The 23,742-nt window shown below is 59.5% G+C and carries 16 protein-coding genes; 4 read left to right on the top strand and 12 right to left on the bottom strand.

Annotated elements, in window-relative coordinates:
* Window positions 1–44: 44 nt before the first annotated feature.
* From G439_RS0100730 to G439_RS0100695, 8 genes are all read right to left on the bottom strand, one after another.
* Window positions 45–1,847, bottom strand: a complete 1,803-nt coding sequence (locus G439_RS0100730) for a DUF5605 domain-containing protein (RefSeq protein ID WP_022867278.1) — start codon at window positions 1,845–1,847, stop codon at window positions 45–47.
* Between the two features lie 86 nt (window positions 1,848–1,933).
* Window positions 1,934–4,429 (bottom strand): glycoside hydrolase family 3 N-terminal domain-containing protein, encoded by a 2,496-nt coding sequence (locus G439_RS0100725; protein WP_022867277.1) that lies wholly within the window; start codon window positions 4,427–4,429, stop codon window positions 1,934–1,936.
* A gap of 60 nt (window positions 4,430–4,489) precedes the next feature.
* Complete coding sequence (locus tag G439_RS0100720) at window positions 4,490–5,539, bottom strand: family 43 glycosylhydrolase (RefSeq protein WP_022867276.1); 1,050 nt, start codon at window positions 5,537–5,539, stop codon at window positions 4,490–4,492.
* Window positions 5,536–8,445 carry an alpha-L-rhamnosidase gene (locus G439_RS10605; protein ID WP_022867275.1) on the bottom strand — a complete coding sequence of 970 codons (2,910 nt, stop codon included), beginning with the start codon at window positions 8,443–8,445 and terminating at the stop codon, window positions 5,536–5,538. The genes G439_RS0100720 and G439_RS10605 overlap by 4 nt, the downstream gene beginning before the upstream one ends.
* 42 nt (window positions 8,446–8,487) lie before the next feature.
* Window positions 8,488–9,324 (bottom strand): ABC transporter ATP-binding protein, encoded by an 837-nt coding sequence (locus G439_RS0100710; RefSeq protein ID WP_022867274.1) that lies wholly within the window; start codon window positions 9,322–9,324, stop codon window positions 8,488–8,490.
* On the bottom strand, window positions 9,324–11,081 hold the full coding sequence (locus tag G439_RS0100705; protein WP_022867273.1) for a dipeptide/oligopeptide/nickel ABC transporter permease/ATP-binding protein: 1,758 nt from the start codon (window positions 11,079–11,081) through the stop codon (window positions 9,324–9,326). The genes G439_RS0100710 and G439_RS0100705 overlap by 1 nt, the downstream gene beginning before the upstream one ends.
* The gene (locus G439_RS0100700; RefSeq protein WP_022867272.1) at window positions 11,078–12,016 is read right to left on the bottom strand and encodes an ABC transporter permease; all 939 of its coding nucleotides are present in this window, start codon (window positions 12,014–12,016) and stop codon (window positions 11,078–11,080) included. Before G439_RS0100700 ends, G439_RS0100705 begins: the two co-directional genes overlap by 4 nt.
* Before the next feature lie 30 nt (window positions 12,017–12,046).
* On the bottom strand, window positions 12,047–13,561 hold the full coding sequence (locus G439_RS0100695; RefSeq protein WP_026459244.1) for an ABC transporter substrate-binding protein: 1,515 nt from the start codon (window positions 13,559–13,561) through the stop codon (window positions 12,047–12,049).
* Window positions 13,562–13,944: 383 nt separating this feature from the next.
* Here G439_RS0100695 and G439_RS0100690 point away from each other — a divergent pair, with 383 nt between their 5' ends.
* From G439_RS0100690 to G439_RS0100675, 4 genes are all read left to right on the top strand, one after another.
* Window positions 13,945–14,967, top strand: coding sequence for a LacI family DNA-binding transcriptional regulator (locus tag G439_RS0100690; protein WP_022867270.1), 1,023 nt, complete (start codon window positions 13,945–13,947; stop codon window positions 14,965–14,967).
* Between the two features lie 173 nt (window positions 14,968–15,140).
* On the top strand, window positions 15,141–16,646 hold the full coding sequence (locus G439_RS0100685) for a hypothetical protein (RefSeq protein WP_022867269.1): 1,506 nt from the start codon (window positions 15,141–15,143) through the stop codon (window positions 16,644–16,646).
* Window positions 16,643–16,876 (top strand): hypothetical protein, encoded by a 234-nt coding sequence (locus G439_RS12830; protein ID WP_022867268.1) that lies wholly within the window; start codon window positions 16,643–16,645, stop codon window positions 16,874–16,876. The genes G439_RS0100685 and G439_RS12830 overlap by 4 nt, the downstream gene beginning before the upstream one ends.
* Window positions 16,834–18,744, top strand: a complete 1,911-nt coding sequence (locus G439_RS0100675) for a glycosyl hydrolase (protein WP_165544507.1) — start codon at window positions 16,834–16,836, stop codon at window positions 18,742–18,744. The genes G439_RS12830 and G439_RS0100675 overlap by 43 nt, the downstream gene beginning before the upstream one ends.
* 379 nt (window positions 18,745–19,123) lie before the next feature.
* On the opposite strand, the gene G439_RS0100670 is transcribed toward G439_RS0100675, so the two are convergent.
* From G439_RS0100670 to rhaS, 4 genes are all read right to left on the bottom strand, one after another.
* On the bottom strand, window positions 19,124–20,623 hold the full coding sequence (locus tag G439_RS0100670) for a rhamnulokinase (RefSeq protein WP_022867266.1): 1,500 nt from the start codon (window positions 20,621–20,623) through the stop codon (window positions 19,124–19,126).
* A gap of 163 nt (window positions 20,624–20,786) precedes the next feature.
* Window positions 20,787–21,965 carry an L-rhamnose isomerase gene (gene rhaI, locus G439_RS0100665; protein WP_022867265.1) on the bottom strand — a complete coding sequence of 393 codons (1,179 nt, stop codon included), beginning with the start codon at window positions 21,963–21,965 and terminating at the stop codon, window positions 20,787–20,789.
* A 69-nt stretch (window positions 21,966–22,034) separates the two neighbouring features.
* Complete coding sequence (locus G439_RS0100660; protein WP_022867264.1) at window positions 22,035–22,400, bottom strand: L-rhamnose mutarotase; 366 nt, start codon at window positions 22,398–22,400, stop codon at window positions 22,035–22,037.
* Window positions 22,401–22,615: 215 nt separating this feature from the next.
* Complete coding sequence (rhaS, locus tag G439_RS0100655; protein ID WP_022867263.1) at window positions 22,616–23,701, bottom strand: rhamnose ABC transporter substrate-binding protein; 1,086 nt, start codon at window positions 23,699–23,701, stop codon at window positions 22,616–22,618.
* Window positions 23,702–23,742 lie beyond the last annotated feature (41 nt).

Raw genomic sequence — 23,742 nt, 5'->3', positions numbered from 1 at the left:
CAATGTGAGTGTTCGGATGGTGGAACGGCGCTTCATTGCGCGTGTTAGTCGGCGAGGCGTCGGGCCCGCAAGGCCATCCAGGGACGACTGGGAAGATGCACGACGACCCGGTGCCGATGCGTCCCGGCTTGCTCCGAGCAGGAGCCATCGTCGCCGACCGGGCTGATCGTCATGTTCCACGTATCGATAACTTCGATCGCCCACAGTCCCCTCGGCAGTTCAACGGAACGCCGCCGCGGTTGGCGCTCGCCGAAATACTCAAGGATGTACTCTCCTTCAACTCCCGCAGCGGTGACGTCGATACCCCTGAATAGTGGAGAAACCGCCCCCGTAGGTGATTCCTCGACCAGTCGGCGCAGCAAAGTGATTCGCTCCGGGCTCTCACCGTGCAACTCCCCACCCTTCGACCACCACAGCAGCTGGTCATCACGGTGATACGTCTCCCCATGGGTCAGATGCCCGCCCGCGAGTGTCCCGAGCCAGAAGCGTCGTACTACTTCGTACGGAGTGAGGTTGCCCCACCCAAACTCGAGATCCCCCTCGTAGCCGAATTCGTCGATGGTCACCGGCTTGGCCCATCTGCGCCTCAGCGAAGCCACAACGTCACCCATCGAGCTTCCGCCACCTTGAACGGAAACGTGCGTGAGCCATCGCGCCTCGGGGTCAAAGACCTTGAAAATATTGTGGATCCCCAGGAGGTGGGCCGCATGGTCCTCCGCGACGACAAGCTCGGCCAATCGGTGCCAGTCATCGTTCTGCTTGTTCACGAGCAACTCGTACTCGTTCGCCATCGACCACCACACGTTCGGCTGTGCTGCCAGCCGACGAACCGCGTAGCGCAGGTAACGTTCATCCACCTCGCCCGGCATCGTCGCGAATCCCCACCTGTCGTAGGAGTGGAAGAAGATGATGTCCGCTTGGATGCCCAGCTGTCCTAGTTGCATAACCCGTTCATCAAGATTCCGCCAGAAAGCCAGATCGAACCTCTCCGGGTCCCATCCTCGTTCGGTGCGTTCGAAGGGCAGACGCTCAGGTTCATTAGAGTTGTAGGAGTAATGCTTAGGGGTCAGGCACATGCGCAGCTTGTTGAACGGGGATGCGGCGAGGGTCCGCAAAGTCTGGTCTTGTACGGCTTTAGGCTGGGCGATCCAGGCGTAGGCGGTTGTCCCAAAAGCAGTGAACGGGGTCCCGTCGGCGTGCACAAAACCCATACCCGCAACTCGGACTACACCGGGTGACTCCGACTCTTCAACTTCGAAGACACCTGCCAGAGAGTCCAGCGAACGAGCATTAGAGGCGATCTCCCACGACCAGGTTCCCGCCTCGGGAGGAAGGAAACGTACGAGATAGCGACCGGCTCCGTCCTCGTCCATACCGTCATAGACGGCACCTACTGTCAACGCCTCGTCCTCGGCGTCCCGCCTAGTGAAGATGGCAAGCGCCTCGACATCCACGAATGGGTTGCCGTGGGAGGGGCCCCGCAAGACCAATTCGATGCCCTCGCGCATCCGCAAGGGCCCAGGGTTTCCGTCGAGTCTGTGTACCTCGGCTGTGGCAGAGCCGATGGGGGTTGCTTCGTCCTCATATGAGGGCGACGGAGGCAACGTGGGATTGGACGTCCATCGGGGCGTCGTGTCTTCAAATTGCTCAAGTTTGCCGAGTAGATCGGAACTGATCGTCGAATCCGGCCCCAAATGCAACGCCAGGAAAACACCGACCGGGAATTTTAGCAGCTCGGGATTGAGTTCCTCGGATCCAGCGATCGGACAAACCGCTATGAGAAGCTCCCCCGCCCCCTTGGTGGCGAGGATTGTGGATACCGGAGTACGTGCTGTCATGGCGGACATTCAAGCCTCCTATGGATGCGAATACATGACGATCCCCGCTCCCCGATCCCGATGAAGCAGCGACGCAATGGGAAGATGGCGGACTATCAGCGGACGATGCTGGAGGTGGCCCAGAAAGCCCTAGTCCGCTCCTGTACGAACGCGGTGTCCGTAATCGTGATCCGACGGGTTGCGCGTAGGTCGTCACTCGAAGCACCGATTGACAATTCAACTTCTCCGGCTTCGATCCGCCACCGCATATCGACGTCCAAGAATGCGAACAGAGACATGGGAACCTCGAAGGCGACCGTTGCCGTCTCTCCGGGGTCGAGGTCCACGCGCTGGAAGCCCATACATTCGAGCACCGGTCGAACCATCGTGGCGTACAAGTCACGCCCGTACAGCTGAACGACCTCCGTTCCCCGCCGTTCTCCCGTGTTGGTCACTGTCATGCTGACGGCCACGGAGCCTGTCGCTTCCACTTGTTCACAGGAGGCGTTCATATCCGAGTACGCGAAGGACGTGTAGGACAGGCCATATCCGTAGTGGAAGCGCGGAGTATGCGGGGAGTCGACATAGTCGGGGAATCCGATGGACGATCCTTGGTGCCACTGGGATCCATTGGGGTGATTGTGGTAGACGGGCAGTTGCCCGACCGAGTGAGCGACACACAGGGGCAAGCGGCCGCTCGGCTCAATCGCACCGAGGATGAGATCAACCAGCGCTTCAGCCCCGCACTCCGCGGGATTCCAGGCCTCGATAAGCGCATTGAGGCACCGATCTGCCGCATCCGAGGAGATGGGACGCCCATCGATATGAACACCGATCACCGGGATCCCAAGTTTGGCGAGACGCTCCAAGAAGTTCTCCTGGCCAGCAGGCAGACCGATATCGACAGCATCGACGCCCTCTCCCATCGTCGCGATCGACCCCGAGCCGTTCTTCCCGCCCAGGGTGCAGATAACCAGATCGGCTCCCTTAGCGGCCTCAAGCGCCTCAGCAGCGGCCGAGTCGTCGGCTCCAGCGATCTGATATCCCTTGGACCAAGTGATATTGACTCCGGGAAGCCGCTCGCGCAGCTCCTCGATCAGCGATCGGCATCGCGGGTGCAGTGCGTCGAGTACATCATCGAAACGCTGCTCCTCATCAGATTGCACCTTGGTCCCCGGCACCGGTACATACGTGTACTCCCCGTTGTCCAAGTTGACCATGCCAGCCATCGAGGCCGAGGCGGCGAGGGTAGCTTCAACCATCGACAGGTGGGTATACCCACCAAAGAAATAACGTGCGTTCGCCGCGTGCGGACCGATGACTGCAATCCGACTAATCGATGAATTGCTGAGTCCGCTCTGGGCGGCCTCGGGGAACAACGGCAGAGTTCCATCGTTTCTCAGGAGCACGAGCGACTCGCGCGCGGACTGCAGCGCCAGCTCTCTGCCTCGAGGATCTTCGAAGGGCGCATAGAGGTCGGCCCCTGAGAAGGCGAAGGGGTCGTCGAACAAGCCCATGCGGAATTTTGACTCAAGTACCCTCGTTACGGCACGATCGAGGATCGCGATGTCAGCCCGCCCAGACTCGAACCAACGACCGAGTTCTTCACAGAATCCCTGGACGACATGCCATTCAATGTCCATTCCCGCGGTCATGGCCTCCAACCCCGCCTCGGGGAAGCTTGCTGCCGTGCGCTGGAACATGTGCATGTTTCCGATGGCTCCGTAGTCGGATGCGACCACACCGTCGAAACCCATTGCCTCGCGCAACACCTCAGTCAGCAGGTGGTGGGATGACGAAGCAATTTCACCGCCGATGGAGTTGTAACAGGGCATGATCCCTCGAAGCCCGGCCTCGGTGATCGCGGCTTGGAACGGCTTGCCGTAGACCTCGCGCATCAGGCGCTCGGGAATATTCGCGTGGGCTCCATGGATCCCTCCTTCGCCGGCGTGAAATCCCATAAAGTGTTTCGCGATGGATTCTGTACGCCTAAGAGGCGCGTCCTCACCACGACGGCTGAGTCCTTGCAGACCGCGCGTGAAAGCGCTGCCCATACGCGCGGCGAGGGTCGGATCCTCACCGTAGGGCTCGTTCGCTCGGCCCATACGGGTGTCCCTCGCTAGATCGAGGACGGGGGCCAGGGAATAGGTGATGCCCATGGCCCGTTCCTGCGCCCCAATAAAGGAGCCGATGCGTTCCTCGAGTTCGGGGTCAAAGGAGGCTCCACGCGAGATCCCTGAAGGGAAACTGGTAGCACCGGGCAGGTAGGCACCACTGATCGCCTCCATGTGGAAGGCTGCGGGGATCGCATGGCGGCTCAGCGCCATGATGCGCTTCTGCACTTCCTTTTGAAACTCGGCCAATTCGCCGAGATCCCGTCCCATCCGCATTTCCAGGCACGAGACGTGGCCAACTCCGTAGGGCCGATCTTCAAGGATCTCGTCGAGATGGTTGGATCCATCGTCCAGGGTCAATGTGGGCTTGCGCAGGAAGACGCATGTGAGCTGGGCGAGTTTCTCCTGCACGTCCATTCTCTTGATGAGATCCGTTGCTCGCTGCGAAGGGGACATGTTGAGGGTCGAGTCGTCGATGATCATGATGTCGGCTTTCATTGAGGTGCTCTTGGGGCATCGTCACCAGTTCCACGGCGGCGAACCATATTTGTCAGATATTCAGTCCACGTCCTCGTAGTCTTCGATGCGCCACTCGTCCTTCCAGTCGAGCAGCGGCAGACCGTCATCGAAGCGGAAAGGGAGCCACACGTAGGTAGCTTTCGCGGTGTCAACGTGCGTCAGGTCTTGCACGGGTCCTGTGGCGTGCCCACCCATGGGGCGGAAGCGCTCGGCATGCATACGAATCGCGGCGTCGGAGGACTCCATGTAGTGCGGAAGCCACCGATCCGCCATCGCGATGTACAGATCCTTCTTCCCCGGATGTTTGAACACGCTGCTGATCTGGGAATGAAAGGAGGTGCGCGAAGGATCGCCGGGGTGTGGATCTCCGAGCACTGTCCACGGCCCATGGTATGTATCTGCAACCGCCACCTCGGAGGGGTTCGGGTAGTAGCCGGTGGTTCCAGAGGTTACGAGGTAGTGGAGCCCACCGCGCTCGAAGTAGGCGGGTGCTTCGCGTACGAACGGCGGTTGCAGCCGTGGAAAGTGGGTCGAGTAGTATCCCGTGACATCCGTGTAGTCATCCGTTAGGTCTGCGCAGATCAGTTCGGAGTGAACACGTTCGAAGTAGTAGTAGCCCTTCGCATCCGTCGGGTCGATTACCAAGTCGAAGTCCCCGGCGTTCATTCCCAGGGGTTTGAAATCCTGATGGGCAAAGGTCCACGGCCCCAGAAAATCAGTGGACGTCAGGACGGAGGAACGCTGTCCACGGTCCGTCATCACCTTGATCCAGCACACATACAGGCCGGTCTCCGCGTTGAAGACAATGTGCGGGCGATCCATGCAGTTGTGAGGATGGAGCGGCGATTCCGGATCGTCGGGTTCGGGTTCAATGATGAGTCCGCAGTCCTCCCAGTTGTAAAGGTCTCGTGAGCGGTACGCGCGCACTCCCCAATGCCAGATCGATCCATCGGCAGTGGTGTATTCCTTGTTCTCTCCGTACCAGTAGAAGTCGTCACCGACGGTGATCAACGAGCCGCCGTGAGCTTGGATCGGCCTGCCGGATGTATCCATCCAGACTTGTCCGGGTCGGAAACTGCGCAGTATCACAGCATTCGCCTTTCTGCGGAGATCGGGGTGGCCCATTCAGCGAATCCACCTTCACGGAGCAGAGCTTCGAGGCGGGGAATTTGCCCTTCCGGCGCATTGGCTGGGAAAGGAGTGAGGACGTGTGGGAGTACTGAAGCGGGGAAGTCCAGGTAGGTTCGCAGCATCCTCATTAGTTGGTCGGGGGTGACAGGGATTTCACGGTTTCGATTCACCTCCGAGCAGATCTGCTGCCACAGTTCGACGTCGTCAAGGACGTCTCGAACGACTGCGTCTCCTCCGTACGCATCGTCCGGTGAGTCCTGGGTCAGGGGCTCATGGAAGACGTGCACTCCGTGACCGACTTTGCTCGCGGCGCCTGAGGGCAAGATGATCTGTGCCTCGACGCCCACCGGAATTTCAACCTCGAAGCGGATCCTGTCGTCCTCGCGAGCCCACTGCGACCGGATGGTGCCGTAGGGGCTGTCGTGTTGTGCGCTCGCACCGGTGAGCTGAGGGAAGCAGTGTGGGGCGATGCGGATCGTACGGTAGCCGGGCGCAGTGGGATCGAGGCCCGCGATGACTCGGTGCATCCAGTCAGCGATGGCACCCAAGGCGTAATGATTGAAAGAAGTCATTCCGCCGGGGTTGATCGTGCCATCGGGCAACATCGAATCCCACCGCTCCCAGATGGTGGTCGCTCCCATCCTCACCGGATACAGCCATGACGGACATTCTTTCTGCTCAAGCAGATTCATTGCGACCTTCTCATGACCGCTGGCGGTTAGTGCATCGCAGATCAGGGGCGTGCCAACGAACCCCGTTCCGATCCTGTGGTCTGCAAGGCGCACGAGGTCGGCCAGGCGTGCTCCTGCGAAAGATCTCTGCGCCTGAGTGGGAAGCAGATCCCAGCAGATTGCCATGGCATATCCCGTTTGGGAATCGGAGTGGACCCGGCCTTGGGGGCTGACGAAGGCCTCGTTGAAGGCTACGCGGATCTGCGAGGCCAAATCTGAGTACTTCGCCGCCCGATAGGCATCGCCGATGGTCTCAGCGGCGGTGGCAGTAATCTGCGCGCATCGTGCAAAGCATGCCGTGGCGACAAGGTCGGGATCGGCCTTCGCCATCGCGGGTTCTTCCGTCGGCGCCGTCGGGTCCAGCCAATCTCCGTACTGGAAACCCCCGGACCACACGAGTCCGGGACCGGCAAGGTCGGTGATCCTGTCCACCCAGGCGGCCATGGACTCCATTTGTCGGCGCAGGATCTCGATATCCCCGGTGCGTTGATAGAGGGTCCACGGCACGACGACGGCCGCATCTCCCCACGCGGCTGCCGCGGGATCAGGCGGAAGTTCAGGCGTGAAGGTGGGGATGACGTGGGGGACACCGCCGTCCGGATATTGTTCTGCGGCCAAGTCGTTCAGCCACGAGGACAAGAACGATGCAGTATCGAAGAGGAAGCAGGCCGTGGGGGCGAAGACTTGGATGTCGCCGGTCCACCCCAGGCGCTCATCGCGTTGTGGGCAGTCGGTGGGGATCGACACGAAGTTCGACTTCGTGGACCACACGACGTTCTCGTGCAAACGGGTCAGATCCGCATCGGAGCAGTCGAACCAGCCTCGCCGGACCATATCCGAACCGATGACCACAAATTCGATGTCTTCGGGCGAGAGGTCGGCGATTCCGGATACCTCGGCGTAGCGGAATCCGTGCAGGGTGAATTCGGGTTCGAGCACGTGCTCTCCCTCATCCGCGATGATCCAGGTATCCGTGGCACGAGCCGCCCTCAAGGGGCGCACGCCGAGTTCTTCGTATTCGATGACCTCGGCATGGCGCGCGACGACCACTGTACCGGTGTCCAGTCCCCGTACTTTAATGCGCAGCCAGCCCACCGCATTCTGACCGAAGTCGAGCAACGTCCGTCCGCTCGGGCTCGTCCAGATCCTCTGACACGTCAGGATGGCGGTAGGCCGGATTCTGGGCACATCCAATGGAACGAGATGTCCATCGGCTCGAGCCACAACTTCAACGGGGTGGGTAGTCGCCTCGTCACGCGGGTCTACGGGTGCCGAGGCGAGTCGAAGATCAGTCTCCTGCCCGTGGTAGAGGTCGGCGGAGATCACTGGGCTCTCCCATGCACGCCACGACTCGTCGCTTCCGAAGACCAGAAGGGTGCCGTCAGCCAACTCGACCTCCAGTTGAGCAAGGAGTGCCAGACGGTCGCCATACAGGCACCTCCGGTGATAGTAGCCGACAGTCCCGCGATACCAGCCATCGGCGATAGTCGCCTCGATGATGTTGGTTCCGTGTACGAGGCGTTCGGTGACATCCTGGGTGATGTACTGGATTCGATGCTGGTAGGCAGTCCATCCGGGATTGAGCACCGAGTCGTCGACATTCTCACCGTTGAGCCGAATCGTGTAGATGCCATGAGCAGTTGAGCGCAGTCTCGCCCTGACGATCTTCACGTCATCGGGCAGCTCCACGACGGTTCCCATGACTGGACACGCCTGGCCCATTCCTCCAATGCCGACTGGACTGATGAAGTTCGCGCGCCACTGCCTCTCATCGAGCAGCGCGGCCTCCAATATCACAGGGTCGCTCCAAGGTCCCCACTCTCGCTGCGCATCGGTATCCGTGCCCCCGGCCAGGCGTACGCGAACAGTCACCTGCTCGCGCGAGGCAAGGGGGGAAGTTGGCCACGGAACGAGGATTTGCTCTTTTCCTGCGGCCCCGTCAGTCGGGAAGGTGCCGACTGAGCCCTCACGAGTCACTTCGATCTCATACCCCGTTTGAGTCCATCCGGGCGCAGCGCCCTCCACTTGCCAGGACAGGCGGGGGGCGGGGCTGGCTATGCCGATGACCGTCGAAGACGCAGGCAGGTGTTCGGCGCGCAGCAGTATTGCGATGGGAAGGGACTGAGTAGGCATAGTGGTCTCCAGGTTGGGGTGTGACAACAGGACGGGGAATCGTCAGAGCTCGCGCGCCGACAGCACGCGTCTAGCCCGGCGGCGTTCACGTTGACGAGGGGGATCTGCCAGTGGGGCAGCCAGAAGAAGTTCACGCGTGTAATCGTGCTGGGGTGCCGTAACAACCCTGCGAGCGGCCCCCATCTCGACGATGCGTCCGTGGTACAGGACTGCAATATCGTCACTGATGGAGTTAACGACACCCAGATCATGGCTGATGAACAGGTATGAGACCCCTGTCTCTTTCTGAATCTGCGTGAAGAGTTCGAGGACCCTCGCCTGAGTGGTGACGTCCAGCGCGCTCGTTGGTTCATCGCAGATAATGAGCTTCGGCTCCAACGCCAAGGCGCGTGCGATGGCGATTCTCTGACGCTGTCCTCCGGAGAATTCTCTGGCGTAACGGGTGACGGAATCAGCGGGCATCCCAACGGCGTCCAGCAATTCCTTGACCCTCATCGATGCTTCTCCAACGCCTGCAGCTTCCAGCGGCTCGGCAAGAATCTTTCCAATCTTCATTGCCGGATTGAGGGAGGTATATGGGTCCTGGAAAACGACCTGAATGTCATGAGCAACGCAGCGCCTCTCAGCACGGCCCAGAGACGAGATCTCTCTGCCTTGCAGGCGGATCCTGCCCTCAGTTACCGGCGCAAGGCCCAGGATCGCTCTGCCGATCGTGGTCTTGCCGGAACCCGATTCCCCGACGAGGCTCAGTGTTTTACCCGGTTCGAGGGTGAAGGACACTCCGTGGATCACAGTCGTGGTTTCATTCCGCCGGCGTCCCGGGAAGGCGACGACGAGTCCATCAACTTCGAGCAGTGGATCGGCATTTTCGGTGCTCATCAGATTTCCTTGCACATTTCAACGGACAGGGAGGAGGACAGGAGTTCCTTCGTGTAGTCCTCCTGGGGATTCTCGAACAGATCGGTCACGTCGGCCTCTTCGACGATATGCCCGTCCTTCATCACCGAGACCCGGTCGCACAGATCAGCGACGACACCGAGGTTATGGGTGACGAGGACCATTGCGAGCCCGCGGGTCCGTGCCAGTTCACGCAGGAGGTCGAGAATCTCCGCTTGAACGGTGACATCCAGGGCCGTAGTCGGTTCATCAGCGACGATGAGGTCGGGATCGCAGGCCATGGCACCGCAGATGAGCACCCTCTGTGCCATCCCGCCCGAGATCTCGTGTGGGTACAGGTTCATTACTCTGAGTGGATCAGAGATCCCCACGGATTCGAGCAGACCGACAATTTTCTTCTCGATGTCTTCCTTCGGCGCAGACTCTGACGCTCGGATGCCGTATTCGAGCTGCTTACCGATGGTGAAGGACGGGTCGAGGTTGGACATCGGTTCCTGTGGCACGTAGCCAATGCGTCTTCCGCGAATTCGTCGCATCGCTTCCGAATGGGTACTGATGTCCTCGCCGTCGAAGTAAACGGCGCCACCCAAGCGCAGAGCTTCCTGAGGAAGGATATCGAGAATGGAGAAAGCGATCTGGGACTTACCCGATCCAGATTCTCCGACAAGGCCGTGGATCTCTCCGCGGTGCACATCGAAGTCGACGCCATGGACCACTTCACGGAAATCGTTGTCGTCAGTCGGGTATCCAACCCTCAGGCCACGGATCGAGAGCAGAGCATCTGCGTCGGGTGCTCCCGTTGAACCATCATGGAGTTCCTTAGTCTCGGCGGCGGCGCGCACACGAAGGCCGCGCGGGACGCGGCGTGCACGTGCGGAGGACTGGAGAACGTCCGACAGTGCATTGCCCAGAAGAATCAGTGCCAGGATCGTCATAGAGATGACGACGGCGGGCCAGATGACCGCAACAGGGTTGGTGTAAATACTGTTGAAGGAATTCTGGAGCATGATGCCCCAGGACACTCCGGCAGGATCACCCAATCCCAGGAAGGAGATCCCTGCCTCGATACCGATGCCAGAGGCCAGGATGAAGGACCCCTGGATAATAACGGGGGCTCGCACGGCCCACAGGACATGTCTGCCGATGATCCGTGCATCCGACAGGCCCACGACTCGGGCGGCGTCGACGTACAGCTCGCGGCGCACTCCCAAAACAACGGATCGCACCAACCGGTAGTAACTGGGGGCCGTGAGCAGGCCGAATGCCGCCATGGCGACCGGGATGTTCGGCCCGGTCAAGGCGTAGAGCGCGATCAGCAAGATGATCGACGGCAACGACATCAGGATGTCGGAGATGAATCCGGAGATCGTCTCAAAGCGTCCACGGTAGAAACCAGCGAGGAGTCCACAAGTGACACCGACACCGAGGGATACCGCGAGGATGATGAGGCTGGCCATCACAGTCTGTCGGGATCCCCAGATCAAGCGGGAGAAGATGTCTCTGCCCGAGCCGTCACCACCCAGGATGTGTCCCTCTGTCAGCGGAGCGACATTGGTGGCGGACAAATCGGTGACTTGCGGGCCCGTGGGGGCCAGAACGGGCGCGAAGATCGCAACGAGGATCATCAACACTAGATAAGTCAGGGTGATGAGACCGATGGGGTTGCGCAGCAGTGCCTGAATGATGGATTCATCGCCGGAGCTGCGCCCATCGGTTGCGTGTGGTTTAAAGGCGCTCATCGCATCCTCACCTTCGGGTTGAGCAGTGCGATCGCCAGATCGCCGAGAAAGTTGACGATCAGAACGATGACAGCTGTGACGAGGACGGTGCCCATGACCATGGGAACGTCGTAAATCTGGGCCGATTGATTGGCCAGCTGGCCCATTCCGGGAAGGGCGAAGACCTGCTCGATGAAGACTGCGCCGCCGAGGAGACCGAATACCGTCAGGCTGAGGACGGTCAGTCCTGGAGCAGCGGCATTCCTCAGGACGTGCCGGAAGATGATCGCGCGTTCGTCTAGGCCTCGTGCGCGCAGGGTCCGCACGTAATCCTTACCGAGTTGGTCGAGGGTGGCCGTGCGGAACTGCTGTGCAGCGGACGCGACCGATCCGACAAGCAGGGCGGTGACGGGAAGGGCGAGTGAAGCCGCCCATCCGACGGGATCGACGTCTGGGGAGACATAACCGGTTGCCGGCAGAACCCGCCAGTAGATCGCGAAGGCGAAGACGAGCGCGATGGCCAGCACGAACGATGGGATCGCGGTTCCCAGCACCGAGGTCAATTGGACGACCCTATCGGCCCAGCCTCCCGCCACCGCGGCGGTGACGCCGAGGATCACGGCTAGGACGGCGGTGAAGATCAGGGCGATGATGACCAGGGCCAGGGTGACCGGAACCCTAGTGGACAGTGCTTCGGCAACGCCCTGCCCCGTGTAGAAGGAGCGTCCCAGGTCTCCGCGGAAAATCCCGGTCACCCAGTTCCAGTACTGAACGAGCAGCGGCTGGTCCAATCCGAGTTGTTCGACCTTCGCAAGGATGTCCTCTTCACGGGCGCGGAGGCCGAGCACCGCGCGGGCGATCCCATAGCCGTTCCCATACATGAGAGAGAAGACCACGAAAGTGACCATGACGAGCACGACGAAAGATCGTACGAGGTTCTTGAACAGGTTGAGCATGTCGAACTCCTGACCAGCCGCTGCTCGGACTCACTGGAAGTCGATGAGCTTGGGCGAAAGGCCCTCGACGTCCGAGATGTGAGGGATCTTCACATCGGCGGTGTGGGCGTAGAAGCCGTCGGGGTTGACCATCGGCACGAACCATGCCTGATCGATGACGTATTGGTTGATCGCCTGCTGGGCATCCTTCTTCTGGGACTCATCGCCCGTCAGGATGGTGCTCCATTGCTCCTCAATGAAGGCGTCGTCCTGGTGCTTGAGATTCCAGTAGCCGGTCGATCGAACGACGATGTCGATATCGGTGAGTGAATCACCGAGGTTGCCCAACTGCCAGAGGACGACGGGGTAGGTTCCCGAGAGCAGGTCCGAGATGGCATTCGCGCCCGACAGCGGCACCTGTTCGACGGTGATGTTGAGCTCGGCGAGCTGCTGGGTGACATAGGGCATGAGCACGTCGTGGTTCTGTCCTGCCATCGTCGGCAGCTGGAGGGTGAATCCATTCTCGTAGCCCGCTTCCTTCATGAGGGCCTTGGCCTTGTCAACATCGAAGGGGTAGGGATCGGTCAGGTCGTCGATGTAGGCGTCAGATCCTTCGCGGAAAATCTGAGCGGAGGCTTTACCGTGTCCCGTGTAGAGGGACTTAACCATTGCTTCCTTGTCGAAGACCATGTTCATCGCCTGGCGGACTCGCACGTCGCCGAGGGCGGGGATGTCCTGCCCGAGGTGGTCCGTCAAGAGCAGACGCGTGGTCTGTCCGTTCATGGTGGCAACTTTGAAGCCCGAGTTGACGACTTCGTCGTAGGTCTGGGCGTTGATGAGGGTGCCGTCGATTTGTCCGGTCTTGAGTGCGTTGAGTGCCGCGGTCTCAGAGTCGTAGACGTTGAGGACGAGCTTCTGGTACGGGTAGGAGTCCGCGTTCCAGTGGGCCTCGTTCTTGGTGAAGGAGTAGACGGAGCCGCGTGTGGTCGCCTTCTCGTCGAGGATGTAGGGGCCCGACCCGAGCGGGACGTCATTGACTTCGCCGGATGCGATGACTTCGCTACTGGTGATCTTTGGAGCGCACATCCGGTTGATCATCTGCGCCTGGGGTTCCGGCCAGGATGCGGTGATGGTGTTGGCATCGGAGACTTCGAGAGCGATACCCGCATAGTTGCCCTGAGCGCCTCCGTTCTGCGAGACGAATTCGAAGGTCGCCTTCACATCCTCCGCGTCAGCAGCCGTTCCGTCGGTGAAAGTCATACCTTCGCGCAGGTGTGCGGTAAAGCTCTTCTGGTCATCACTGATCTCCCAGGTTTCAGCCATCGCGGGAAGCGGCTTACCGAATTCATCGCACCGGATGACGGTGTCCCAGACGGCCTCGCCGGCCCAGCCCTGATATCCAGGTTGGTTCGACGGGTCCCAACCCTGGATATCGGCGGCCATACCCAGGGTGAGGGTCTTCTGCACTCCTGCGGCACTGCGTCCAGTCGAGCCTCCCGTGCATGCCGCGAGGGTGAGGCAGAGAGCGGCGGCTCCTGCAACTGTCATAGGAAGACTGCGTCTCATCGTGTACTCCTTCGTCACTTGAAACCCCGTTCCGGTAACTGTCCGTCATTGAACGAAATCGAGGCATCCTCCGAGCGCCACACCAATCGTGTAACGTTCTACGCGTCACGATACGCACACGCGTCCCAGACTGTCAAGGCTTTGCTCCAACATAGGACAACGGCCTGAAAAGCAGTCGAAAAAGCTACCGAACAAGAAGATGAATTAAGCGGAATCGCAAGGTATTCCAGGTTAACTTCAGCAGGAACCTCACCACTCAACGACGATTCGATAACCCCACCTTGAGCGAATATCTGCAGGAATGCATTCACGTATACCGTTATCGACATTGCCCTCCCTTGAGACATAGACTGATCAAGACAGCGAAAGAACGGAGGCAATCAATGGCTACCCCTCCACCGCGCGCAACCATCAAGGACGTGGCTGCAGAGGCAGGTGTTTCAGTGGCAGCAGTGTCCAAGGTCCTGCGCAGCGCATACGGCGTATCAGACCAGATGAGGGAGCGCGTGACCACAGCGATCGACAAGCTCAATTATCGCCCTCGAGCAGGAGCCCGCGCAATGAGGGGCCACAGCTACTCAATCGGCGTCATACTCGTCGACTTCTCCTCACCCTTCCAGTTCGAGATCGCTCAGGCGATCGCGGACGAGCTGGAGAACACTGACTACCACGACCTCATCGTCAACGGACGACTCGACCCCGACCGCTATGCCAAGCGGCTAGAGGAGCTCATCGATCTGCAAGTCGACGGCCTGATTCTCGTCGCTCCACGCCTCGACGAGAAGCTCTTAGCCCGATTCTCCCGAACACTCCCAATCGTCACGATCGCACTGCACGGCGCCGCCTCAAGCTTCGACACCGTGGTCACCGACGAGGCTCTCGGCGCACGCCTGATGATCGACCACCTCGCGGGCCTAGGACATGAGCGGATCGCCCACATCACCATGCCCTCAACAACAACCGAGCAGAATTTCAAACTCTCCCATACCGCACGCCTACAGGGATACACCGACGCGATGGAGGCCCACGGCTTAACCCCCGACGTCATCACCACCGCATACTCAGAATCCGGCGGATTCGACGCGGTACACAGAGTCACCAAGAGGAAACATCCTCCGACAGCGATATTCGCAGGAGCCGACTCCGCCGCCTTCGGCGCACTTCGGGCCGCCGACGAGCTCGGCTTGCATGTCCCGGACGACCTGTCGATCACCGGCTACGACAACGTACACACTGCAGGCCTTTCCCGAGTCTCGCTGACCACCATCGACGAGTCGGGGATCCAAACAGGACAGATCGCGATCCGGCTACTTCTCGAGCGCATCGACGGGCGCAAGGACTCCGTTCACGAAGTCATCACGCCCCGACTCGTAGCGCGATCGACATCTGGCCCAGCCCGGAGCTGACAATCAACGACAACTCGTACTTCAATCGAGCGAATCCGTGAGATTCCTCTAGCGAATCGCCTGTAGTCCCTATCACGTGAATCGTTACATCGATGTTTCGATCACGCCCATCACCATCGATTTCAACGGAGAAACCTATGGCGTTTTCGCACAAACACAGAGCACGAGCACTCGTGGCTTTCGCAGCTCTCCCACTGGCGCTGACCATGATCAACGTACCGGCCCATAACCAAGCTCACGCAGCAACCACGCCAACTCTGGACGCGGAACAATTCGCCAATCCGGACATCACCTACCGCCCAGGTGTGCGCTGGTGGTGGCCCGGCAATGCTGCTTCCACTGAAGATCTCATTGCTCAAGTTAACTACCTCCACGAAAAGGGCTTCGGAGCTGTTGAGATCGTGGCTTTCTCCAAAGGCTTCCTGACAGGGGATGGCACAACCACCGGATACTTTTACGACTCCAAAGGACTCGGCTACGACATCGAACAGATTGCCTCTTACGAGTCCCCCGAATACTTCGAAAAACTCGACAAAGTCATTGCCCACGCCAACAAACTTGGCATCATCGTTGACCTCAATATCGGTTCGGGATACCTGGCCAACGACGACTCTGTGGCGCTAGCGGATTCTCAGGCCACAATGGCCTTGGGTAGGTCAACGCTTAACATCACCCCCGGCGCCGCCATTGACATTCAAATTCCTGATGTCGAAGCTTCCCCCATCTTCGCCACCGAAAAATTTGGCTTCGACTTTGCCGAATGGGATCCGTCGGTAGCTGAGCTTTCCAGCGTAATCATTGCCAAAGTCCTTGACGAGGGCGAGCCACTATCCAGCAACAACCAGTCCTTGTCATCGGATCTCTCATCGGTCAAGACCTACCAAAATAAGACAGTCGTTGATTTGGCGAATGCGACGGTCCTGTATCCGCAAGCAGGGGCCGCTACTGTCAATCTCGATACGGCGGGACTTGAAGCTGGTCGCTATGAGGTCATCGCCTTGGATTCAACACACACTGGCTCGTATGGCTTCAACTCAATCGTTGAGAACACGACTACCGGACAGCGCAACCGCGTCGTTGACCACCTCGATGGCAGAGCAGTAACCAACATGGTCAACGGTTGGCTAGGCCAAGCCGAGCTGAACAAAATCATCAATTCGCGTGATGTGCGCGCAGCCTTCAATGACTCCTACGAGTTCTACACGGATGCGCACTACAACCAGGTAGTTCAGGCAGCCGCAGAGTCGAAAGAGCTGCTCGGCTACGACATCACGAAGTTCATTCCCAGTTTCTACCAGTATTTCGGGGAGTCGTTCCTTATTGACGGTGCTCCGACTATCAAGCTGAACTTTGCTGATCAGGGGCTTAATCCACTTGAGCTCAGCCGCTTCAGCGGAGGCGACGTGAGCCTGGTTGATGCAGGACTGACTGCTGACGAGGCAAAGCGTGTCAACTACGACTATGCGCAGCTCGTGAACGAAGCATTCCAGGACGGAATGGAAGCATTCTCGACGACCCTAGCTAACTACGGCATCTTGTACCGCCAGCAGGCTTACAATCCCCGATCGATATTTTGGGAGCAGCCAAGTACGTCGACATTCCAGAAACTGAAGGCCTCAACGAATACAACCTCAAACGCGTGTCCTCGGGCGTTCACCTGTATGGAAAGAAGCTGGTGACATCGGAGGTCTTCACTCTTGGTTCAGTACCATTTACTGTCACTCCAGAGTTCCTCAAACAGGGCTACGACTTGATGGCCACTTCGGGAGTCAATAACTTCTTCTACCACGGCCTATCCGCCCCTTATTTCGGCTCTGAGGCATCGTCCTCGGATGACGATCTGTTCACTGAGGAAGGATGGCGTGCATGGCCAACCATTGGTGTTGCTATGGAGGAAAAAATCCTCTGAACTCGTACTGGCCAACTTTGAACGCTTATGCGTCGCGCGCGAATTACACCATGCAGTTGGGTTCGCCCAGCGCTGACGTGGCTGTTTACAAGCCCATGCTGGAAGACCTCGCTCAGACTGCAGGTTTTGGTTCCGACGCCACACCGATTTCAACGATTAACGTCCTTCAATCGAATGGCTTGGCCTGGGACATGATCAACGACGACACGATCATCAATGGGTTGGTCTGGGAAGGCGGAGAACTGATTGCCAATGGCAACACTCGCTACGACGCCCTCGTCGTTGAAGCCGCTTCGGTTCCGTTGGAAACTCTCAAAGCTTTGCAGACCCTGCGGTCTGCAGGAGCGCCGATTTACTTCCACGAAACGCCAGTGAGCTCGCAGCCGGGTTATGCCGATGGCGCTTACACCGACCTCGACGCGCAGGCAGTCGCAATCTTTCAAGCGATGGGCGGTCTGACATCAACGGACACCCTCGTGACTGCCCTTAAGGCGGATTCGACGGCGGCGATCTCCTACGCGACCAACGATTCGGTGCGTTTCAACCGCCGCAGCCTCGACGAGGGCGCTGAGCTCGCTTATTTCCGTAACACTTCAGCTGACTCCGCGACAACGCTGACAGCGCAGGTCGCAGATGCGTCTGCAACCTGCTTCTGGCTCGACCTCGAGCAAGGCACAATCCACAAGTCAGATGTTGAAAATAGCACGGCCAACGCAACTCTTGAAGCCAATGGGGCAGTTGTTCTCCTCTGTCAGCCCGCGGGTTCAGCTTTCTCCGCTGAGCATCTATCGGCTGGGCTACCTGATTCGATCACAACCTTCGGCGGTGATCAGACACTTGAACTGGCTGATTTCACCTTGGAAGTCACCGCGGACAATATCGGAGCAAAGGTGCCTTCTGTTTCTAAATCCCAGGTCTTTGGTGAAGACGGCGGCAGTGTTCTGGGAGACTGGACATCCTCGGATTTTCTTGATGGGCAGCTGGCGTGCGTAACCAATGCTGGCACCTACCGGACCAGCTTCAACGTGTCGAATGTTGACGAGATTCGCGAGGGCGGAGCCGTTCTTGACCTTGGTTCTGTTGGCCAAGCTGTTACTGTCCGAGTGAATTCGGCACTGCCGTCAGCCTTGACGAAGCAGTTGACGCATTCACCGTTCCGTGTGGATATTGCCGAGGCTCTTGTCTCTGGTGAGAACACCATCGAGATTGAAGTTCAGCCTGCGCAAAACAATCGCAGGGTTTGTCTGAAACAGGCTTACGCGACTGATCCGGTAGCGAACGCGAAGTACATAGCTTATGCGTCAACACATGGTTCGGATCAGTTAATGCCGGCAGGTCTGATGGAGCCAGTCGTGTTGCGAACGGTGACGCCCGTTGACCAGAGCACTCCCACCTTTGCACCGTCAGTTGAGGTCGATCCCGAGCGCGTTGAGCAAGGCGCAGCAATCATCATTAAAGGCAGTGGCTTCGCCCCAGAGGTCGCGGTCGATGCTGTGTTCTATTCAGATCCGGTGACGATTGGTTCTGCTGTTGCTGATGAGGATGGTTCGGTGACCTTCACATTTACGATTCCCACAGATGCTGATCTGGGAGCACATCGAGTTGTGTTGTCCCAAGCCGATCCGGCCTTGTCAGCGGAGGCGCGTGTGACGGTGATCGTCTCAGGCAACAAAGCCTCGGATGGTGCAGGTTCATCTTTGTCTGATGAGGCAAAGAAGTCATCCACTAAAGCCAAGAAAGCGTCAGGAAAGTCGGGCTCGTTAGCCGCAACTGGCTTGACGACCGCGGTGATTTTGGCTGCTGCGGCAATCACGGCCTGTGCGGGTGGCATCTCATTGGCCAGCCGGAAATGGATGACGCAGAGCTAGCCCGCATAAGGATCGGGGCCTCCTGTCCGATTCTGGACGGGCAGGCCCCGATTGTCTTGCCCTTATACCGGCTCTAGCCTTCCCCAACCCGCAAAAATAGACACAGTCGTGGCGTCTGCACCCGCTGCAAATTTAGGCGCACCTCTGTGACCTGCGAAAACGCCAGAAGCGCTCCAAACTTGCCGAACGACTGTGTCTAAAACTGCGGGTGAAACCGAAATGACTTGGCTTTCAGAGCGTCTTCTAGCCCCCACATGCGCCGAGAGCAGACTTTGTGGGCAAATCCAGCCCAATTTCGGGCCAAAAACGACCATAAGGTCTGCTCTCGGCGGAAAAAGGAACGACTGGGAGTCGGCGGGGAGGAAGCGGCTGCCGGGGCCTAGCCACACACCCGCTTCTCGGCGGCATCCCAGTCTGCCATTGCCTCGGGCCGCGGTTCATACCGGGTCACCGTCTCAGACGCAGCAACCACCACACGCAGATCCGACAGGCTGCCTTCAAGAGCCCCAACAGCCCGTAGCTGCACGATCATATTGCCAAAGGCCGTTCCCTCAACTGGGCCTGCAACCACGGGGAGCCCGGTTGCGTCGGCGGTCCCCTGGCACAGGAGGGCATTCTTCGAGCCGCCGCCAACGATGTGGATAACCTCGAGGAGGCGGCCCGATAGCTCCGAGGCTTCGCGCAGTGCCCGCCGGTAGGCAACCACAAGTGACTCGGTGATCGAGCGCAGCAGCTGCCCGCGGTTCTCAGGCAAGGGCTCACCGACCTTCGCACACCAGGCGTTGATCCGCCCTAGCATGTCTCCGGGCGCGAAGAACTCGGGGTCATTGATGTCGAAGAGCGTTCGCATGGGCTGGGCCGCATCCGTTTCAGCGTCCAGGATGGGCCAGGATAGGTCTGCGTCTCCTTGGGCTCGCCACTGTCGCAGGCACTCTTGCTGAACCCACATGCCCATGATGTTTTTAAGGTATCGCACAGTGCCGTCCACCCCTAGTTCGTTCGTAAAGTTCGCGGCGCGCGAGTCGGCAGAAAGCACCGGCTCATCCAATTCAGTGCCAACTAGCGACCAAGTACCTGATGACACGAAACCGAAGCGCTTGCCGTCGACTGCAGGAACTGCTGCCACAGCCGACGCGGTATCGTGAGTCCCCACAGCAACCAAAGGAGTCGGCTCACCCGCAGAGGTCCGCAGGTCAACACCGTCCAGGCGCACGGGGCCGACGATTTCGCCGGGTTCGACGAGTTCGGGCAGGAGACCGGGCACATCGACGCCAAAGTGCTCAGCGAGGAGTGCGAGAACCTCGGGGTCCCAGCAGCGGGTGTGGGGATCTACGAGGCCGGTCGTCGATGCATTCGTCACCTCGCAGACACGCCGACCTGTCAACCAATAGCCAAGAAGGTCGGGGATCATTAGCATTTTGACGCCCTCACGGGCACGGGCCTGTTCCTTGTCGGCAATGAGTTGGAACATCGAGTTGAAGGGCTGGAACTGCAGACCGTTGCGAGCATAGAGCACGTCGGCGTTCATCACCGCGTAGACGGCATCAACGGCGTCCGCCGTGCGCGGGGAGCGGTAACACTGAGGGTTGCCGACGAGGCGTCCATCGACATCCAGCAGGCCGTAGTCCACAGCCCAGGTGTCGATGCCAATGGCATCAACGGGTCCTCGGCGCGCAGCCTCGGCCAGGCCCTGACGCACGCCCGTCCACAGAGCAAGAATGTCCCACTCGAAGTCGTCGCCGCCGTTGACAGGAACGCGCACCGGGCCATTGGGGAAGCGCCCGCATTCCTCGACGCTCAGGACGCCCTCATTGAATACGGTACGCAAGACGCGCCCGGATGAGGCTCCTAGGTCAACTGCTGCAACGGTCCAAGTCATATTATTTCTCGTTTCGTGGTCACGGCGTTGGCACGAATGAGGCCGTCCCGCGCACCCGTGCCGGGGTGCGGGACGGCCCTCCATCGCAATGTGTCCCCATAGTGGGATTCGCTGCCATCCGGTTCAATACTTTGGGCGGAGCGGCCTTAGGTGTCAGTGGTGATCAGGCGCCCCAGCTGGCCTGCTGGCCACCCACGCGTTCTTCGGCAATCTTGGCAAGGTAGCCGGAGGCGTTGAAGGCTGCCAGTGGCTCGGCCTCGAGACCCTTTTCTTCACGCAGTTCGCACAGCAGCGGGCGAACGTCAGTCCAGAAGGCATCCATGAGGATGTCATTGGCTGCAATGACGTCGTGTTCGAGCTGAGCCTTCTTGAGGGCATCCTCGTCGACGAGCAGGGCCTTGGCGGTGGCTTCCTGGACGTTGATGACGGAGCGGATCTGGCCGGGGATCTTTTCCTCGAGGTTGTGGCACTGGTCGAGCATGAAGTTGACGCCCGAGTCCTTGTCCAGCGCGTTCGCGGTGACGATTTCACGCATGATGCGGAAGAGCTGGAACGGGTCAGCGGCGCCGACGATCAGGTCGTCGTCTGCGTAGAAGCGCGAATTGAAGTCGAAAGCACCCAGGCGTCCGGCTCGCAGCAGCTGCATGACGATGAATTCGATGTTGGTATTGGGGGCGTGGTGGCCGGTGTCGAGGCAGACGACGGCGCGCTCACCCAGGGCGAGGCAGTGGGCCAGCGAGGTGCCCCAGTCGGGCACATCGGTGGTGTAGAAGTAGGGCTCGAAGAACTTGTATTCGAGGAGGAGCTGCTGGTCGTCGTCGAGTTCCTTGTAGATCTGGGCCAGGGAGTCTGCCAGCAGGTCTTGGCGCACGCGCATGGAGTCCTGGCCGGGATAGTTGGTGCCGTCAGGCAGCCAGATCTTGAGGGTCTTGGATCCGGTGGCGCGCATGACGTCGATGCATTCGACGTGGTGGGCGATGGCCTTGGCGCGGATCTTTTCGTCGGTGTTGGTCAGGGAGCCGAACTTGTAGTCGTTGTCCTGGAACACGTTGGAGTTGATGGTGCCAAGCTGGACGCCGAGTTCTTCGGCGTACTGGCGCAGCTTGGTAAAGTCGTCGACCTTGTCCCACGGGATGTGCAGGGAGACTCGGGGGGCTAGGCCGGTGTACTTGTGGACCTGGGCAGCGTCTGCAATCTTTTCGAAGGGGTCGCGAGGTGTTCCGGGGGTGCTGAATACCTTGAAGCGGGTGCCGGAGTTGCCGTAGGCCCACGAGGGGACTTCGATGGTTTGTTCATTGAGTAGGCGGCGCTGCTCGGCGGTGAGGTCAGATAGGGCGACCATGGGGTTTCTCCTCAGAGGTTTATTTCGTGGTGTGTGGGGACGAGGGCGAGGCCGCCCGGGTTCCGCTGTTTAGGGAAGGTAGAAGTATTGGGGCAGGATCTGGGCGCTGCCTCCACCGTTGGGCTGGAAGTATTTGGCCATTGCCGTTTGCCACCGGGTGTTAACTTCGGTGTCTGCCATGGCTTTTTGCGCTGCGTCGACGTCATCGGATTCGAAGTATCCGACACATAGTCCTGTTTCTTTTTCGAGGAAGAGTGAGTAGTTGCGCCATCCGCTGTCGGTGAGGGCTTGGCGCATTTCGTCCCAGACTCGCTGGTGGACGTCGACGTATTCGGCGAGCATCTCGGGGCGGACTCTCAGCAGGAAGCATTGGCGTGTTGGCGACTGCTGTTCATTGCTGTCCAGAAGGCTGTCAAGATCTGGGAACTCGGCCATGTATCCTCCTTCGTCATTGAATAGGAACTGTTAGCCGCAACTATAAAATGAATCGTTTCACCTTGTCAAGGGCATACGCACTTTTTCAAGCATGTTCAAGCCGCTGCAAGGCCGTTCTGCCTCAACCAAACCCGCCCACAAAAGGGCTTGGCCTCTGAGCAGCAGGGGCGGTCGGGGAATATCCCCAGCCGCCCCGCCACTTGGACTATCGAGGATCAGAAGTCGTAGTCATCAATGTTGTCAGCGTTGAACTTGACCGGGTCACCCACCAGGACAACGCCACCCTCTTCAACGGTACGCTCACCCAGGGAACCAGCGGTGAAGGTGTCACCCACGGCGCCGGTGATAGCACCCGAGTGCAGAGCAGCACCTGCGTAGGTGGCCACGTAGCCAAGCTGGGCGGGATCCCACAGAGCGAATTCCTTGACGGTCTCATCCTTGATGAAGGAGCGCATTTCGTTGGGCAGGCCCAGGCCGGTCAGGACAACCTTTCCCTTGTACTCGGAGGTCGACAGGTAGCGGGCAGCCGCCGCGATACCAACGGTGGTCGGCGAAACGATGGCGTCCAGGTCGGGGTGAGCCTGGAGGAGACCCTGGGTCTCCTGGAAGGACTTGGTGTCCTCGTCGTCGCCGTAAACCTTGTCAACGATGGTGATGCCCTTGTAAGCGTCGTTGGAGGCAATCTCTTCCTCCATGAACTTGATCCAGGCGTTCTGGTTCGTCGCGGTCGCGGTAGCGGACAGGATGGCGATGTTGCCTTCGCCGCCGATCTGCTCGGAGACCATCTCGAGCATGGTTAGCGCAACCTGCTTGGAATCGACCTGGTTGATGAACAGGTCACGGCAATCCTCGGAAGCATCGGAGTCGAAGGTGACAACCTTGGTGCCTGCGCTACGTGCATCCTTCAGCGCAGGGCACACCGCATCGGGGTCGTTGGCTGCAATGACCAGGACGTTGGTTCCGGCCTGGATCTCGGTGTTGATGAAGGACACCTGAGACGAGGACGAGGCCTCGAGCGGGCCAACAACCTGGGCATCGGCAAATCCAAGTTCCTTGGCAGCTTCGCTGCCTCCACCTAGCATGACGTCGGAGAAGGGGTTATTGAGCTGCTTGGGGATCTGAGTGATCGTGGCGTCGGCAACGTCGTAGCTGCCGTCAGCTGTGGCTGCGGGCTTTTCGGTGGAGCCCGAGGCGGTGCTATCGGTGGTGGTGTCGGCGCCTCCCGAGCATGCGGCCAGGGACATGGAGGCCATGATGGCCATGGCTCCAAATGCAGCGACGCTGCGGTTGAGTCGAGACATCTTCGTCTTTCCTTTCAGTCGGCGCGGTCGCGCCAGTGTTG

Origin of the sequence: Schaalia vaccimaxillae DSM 15804, from assembly GCF_000420425.1 — a bacterium.
In the GTDB taxonomy this organism is placed as follows: Bacteria; Actinomycetota; Actinomycetes; order Actinomycetales; family Actinomycetaceae; genus Pauljensenia; species Pauljensenia vaccimaxillae.
Note: the sequence above shows the minus strand (reverse complement) of the source record. Positions and strands in the feature narration are given on the sequence as shown.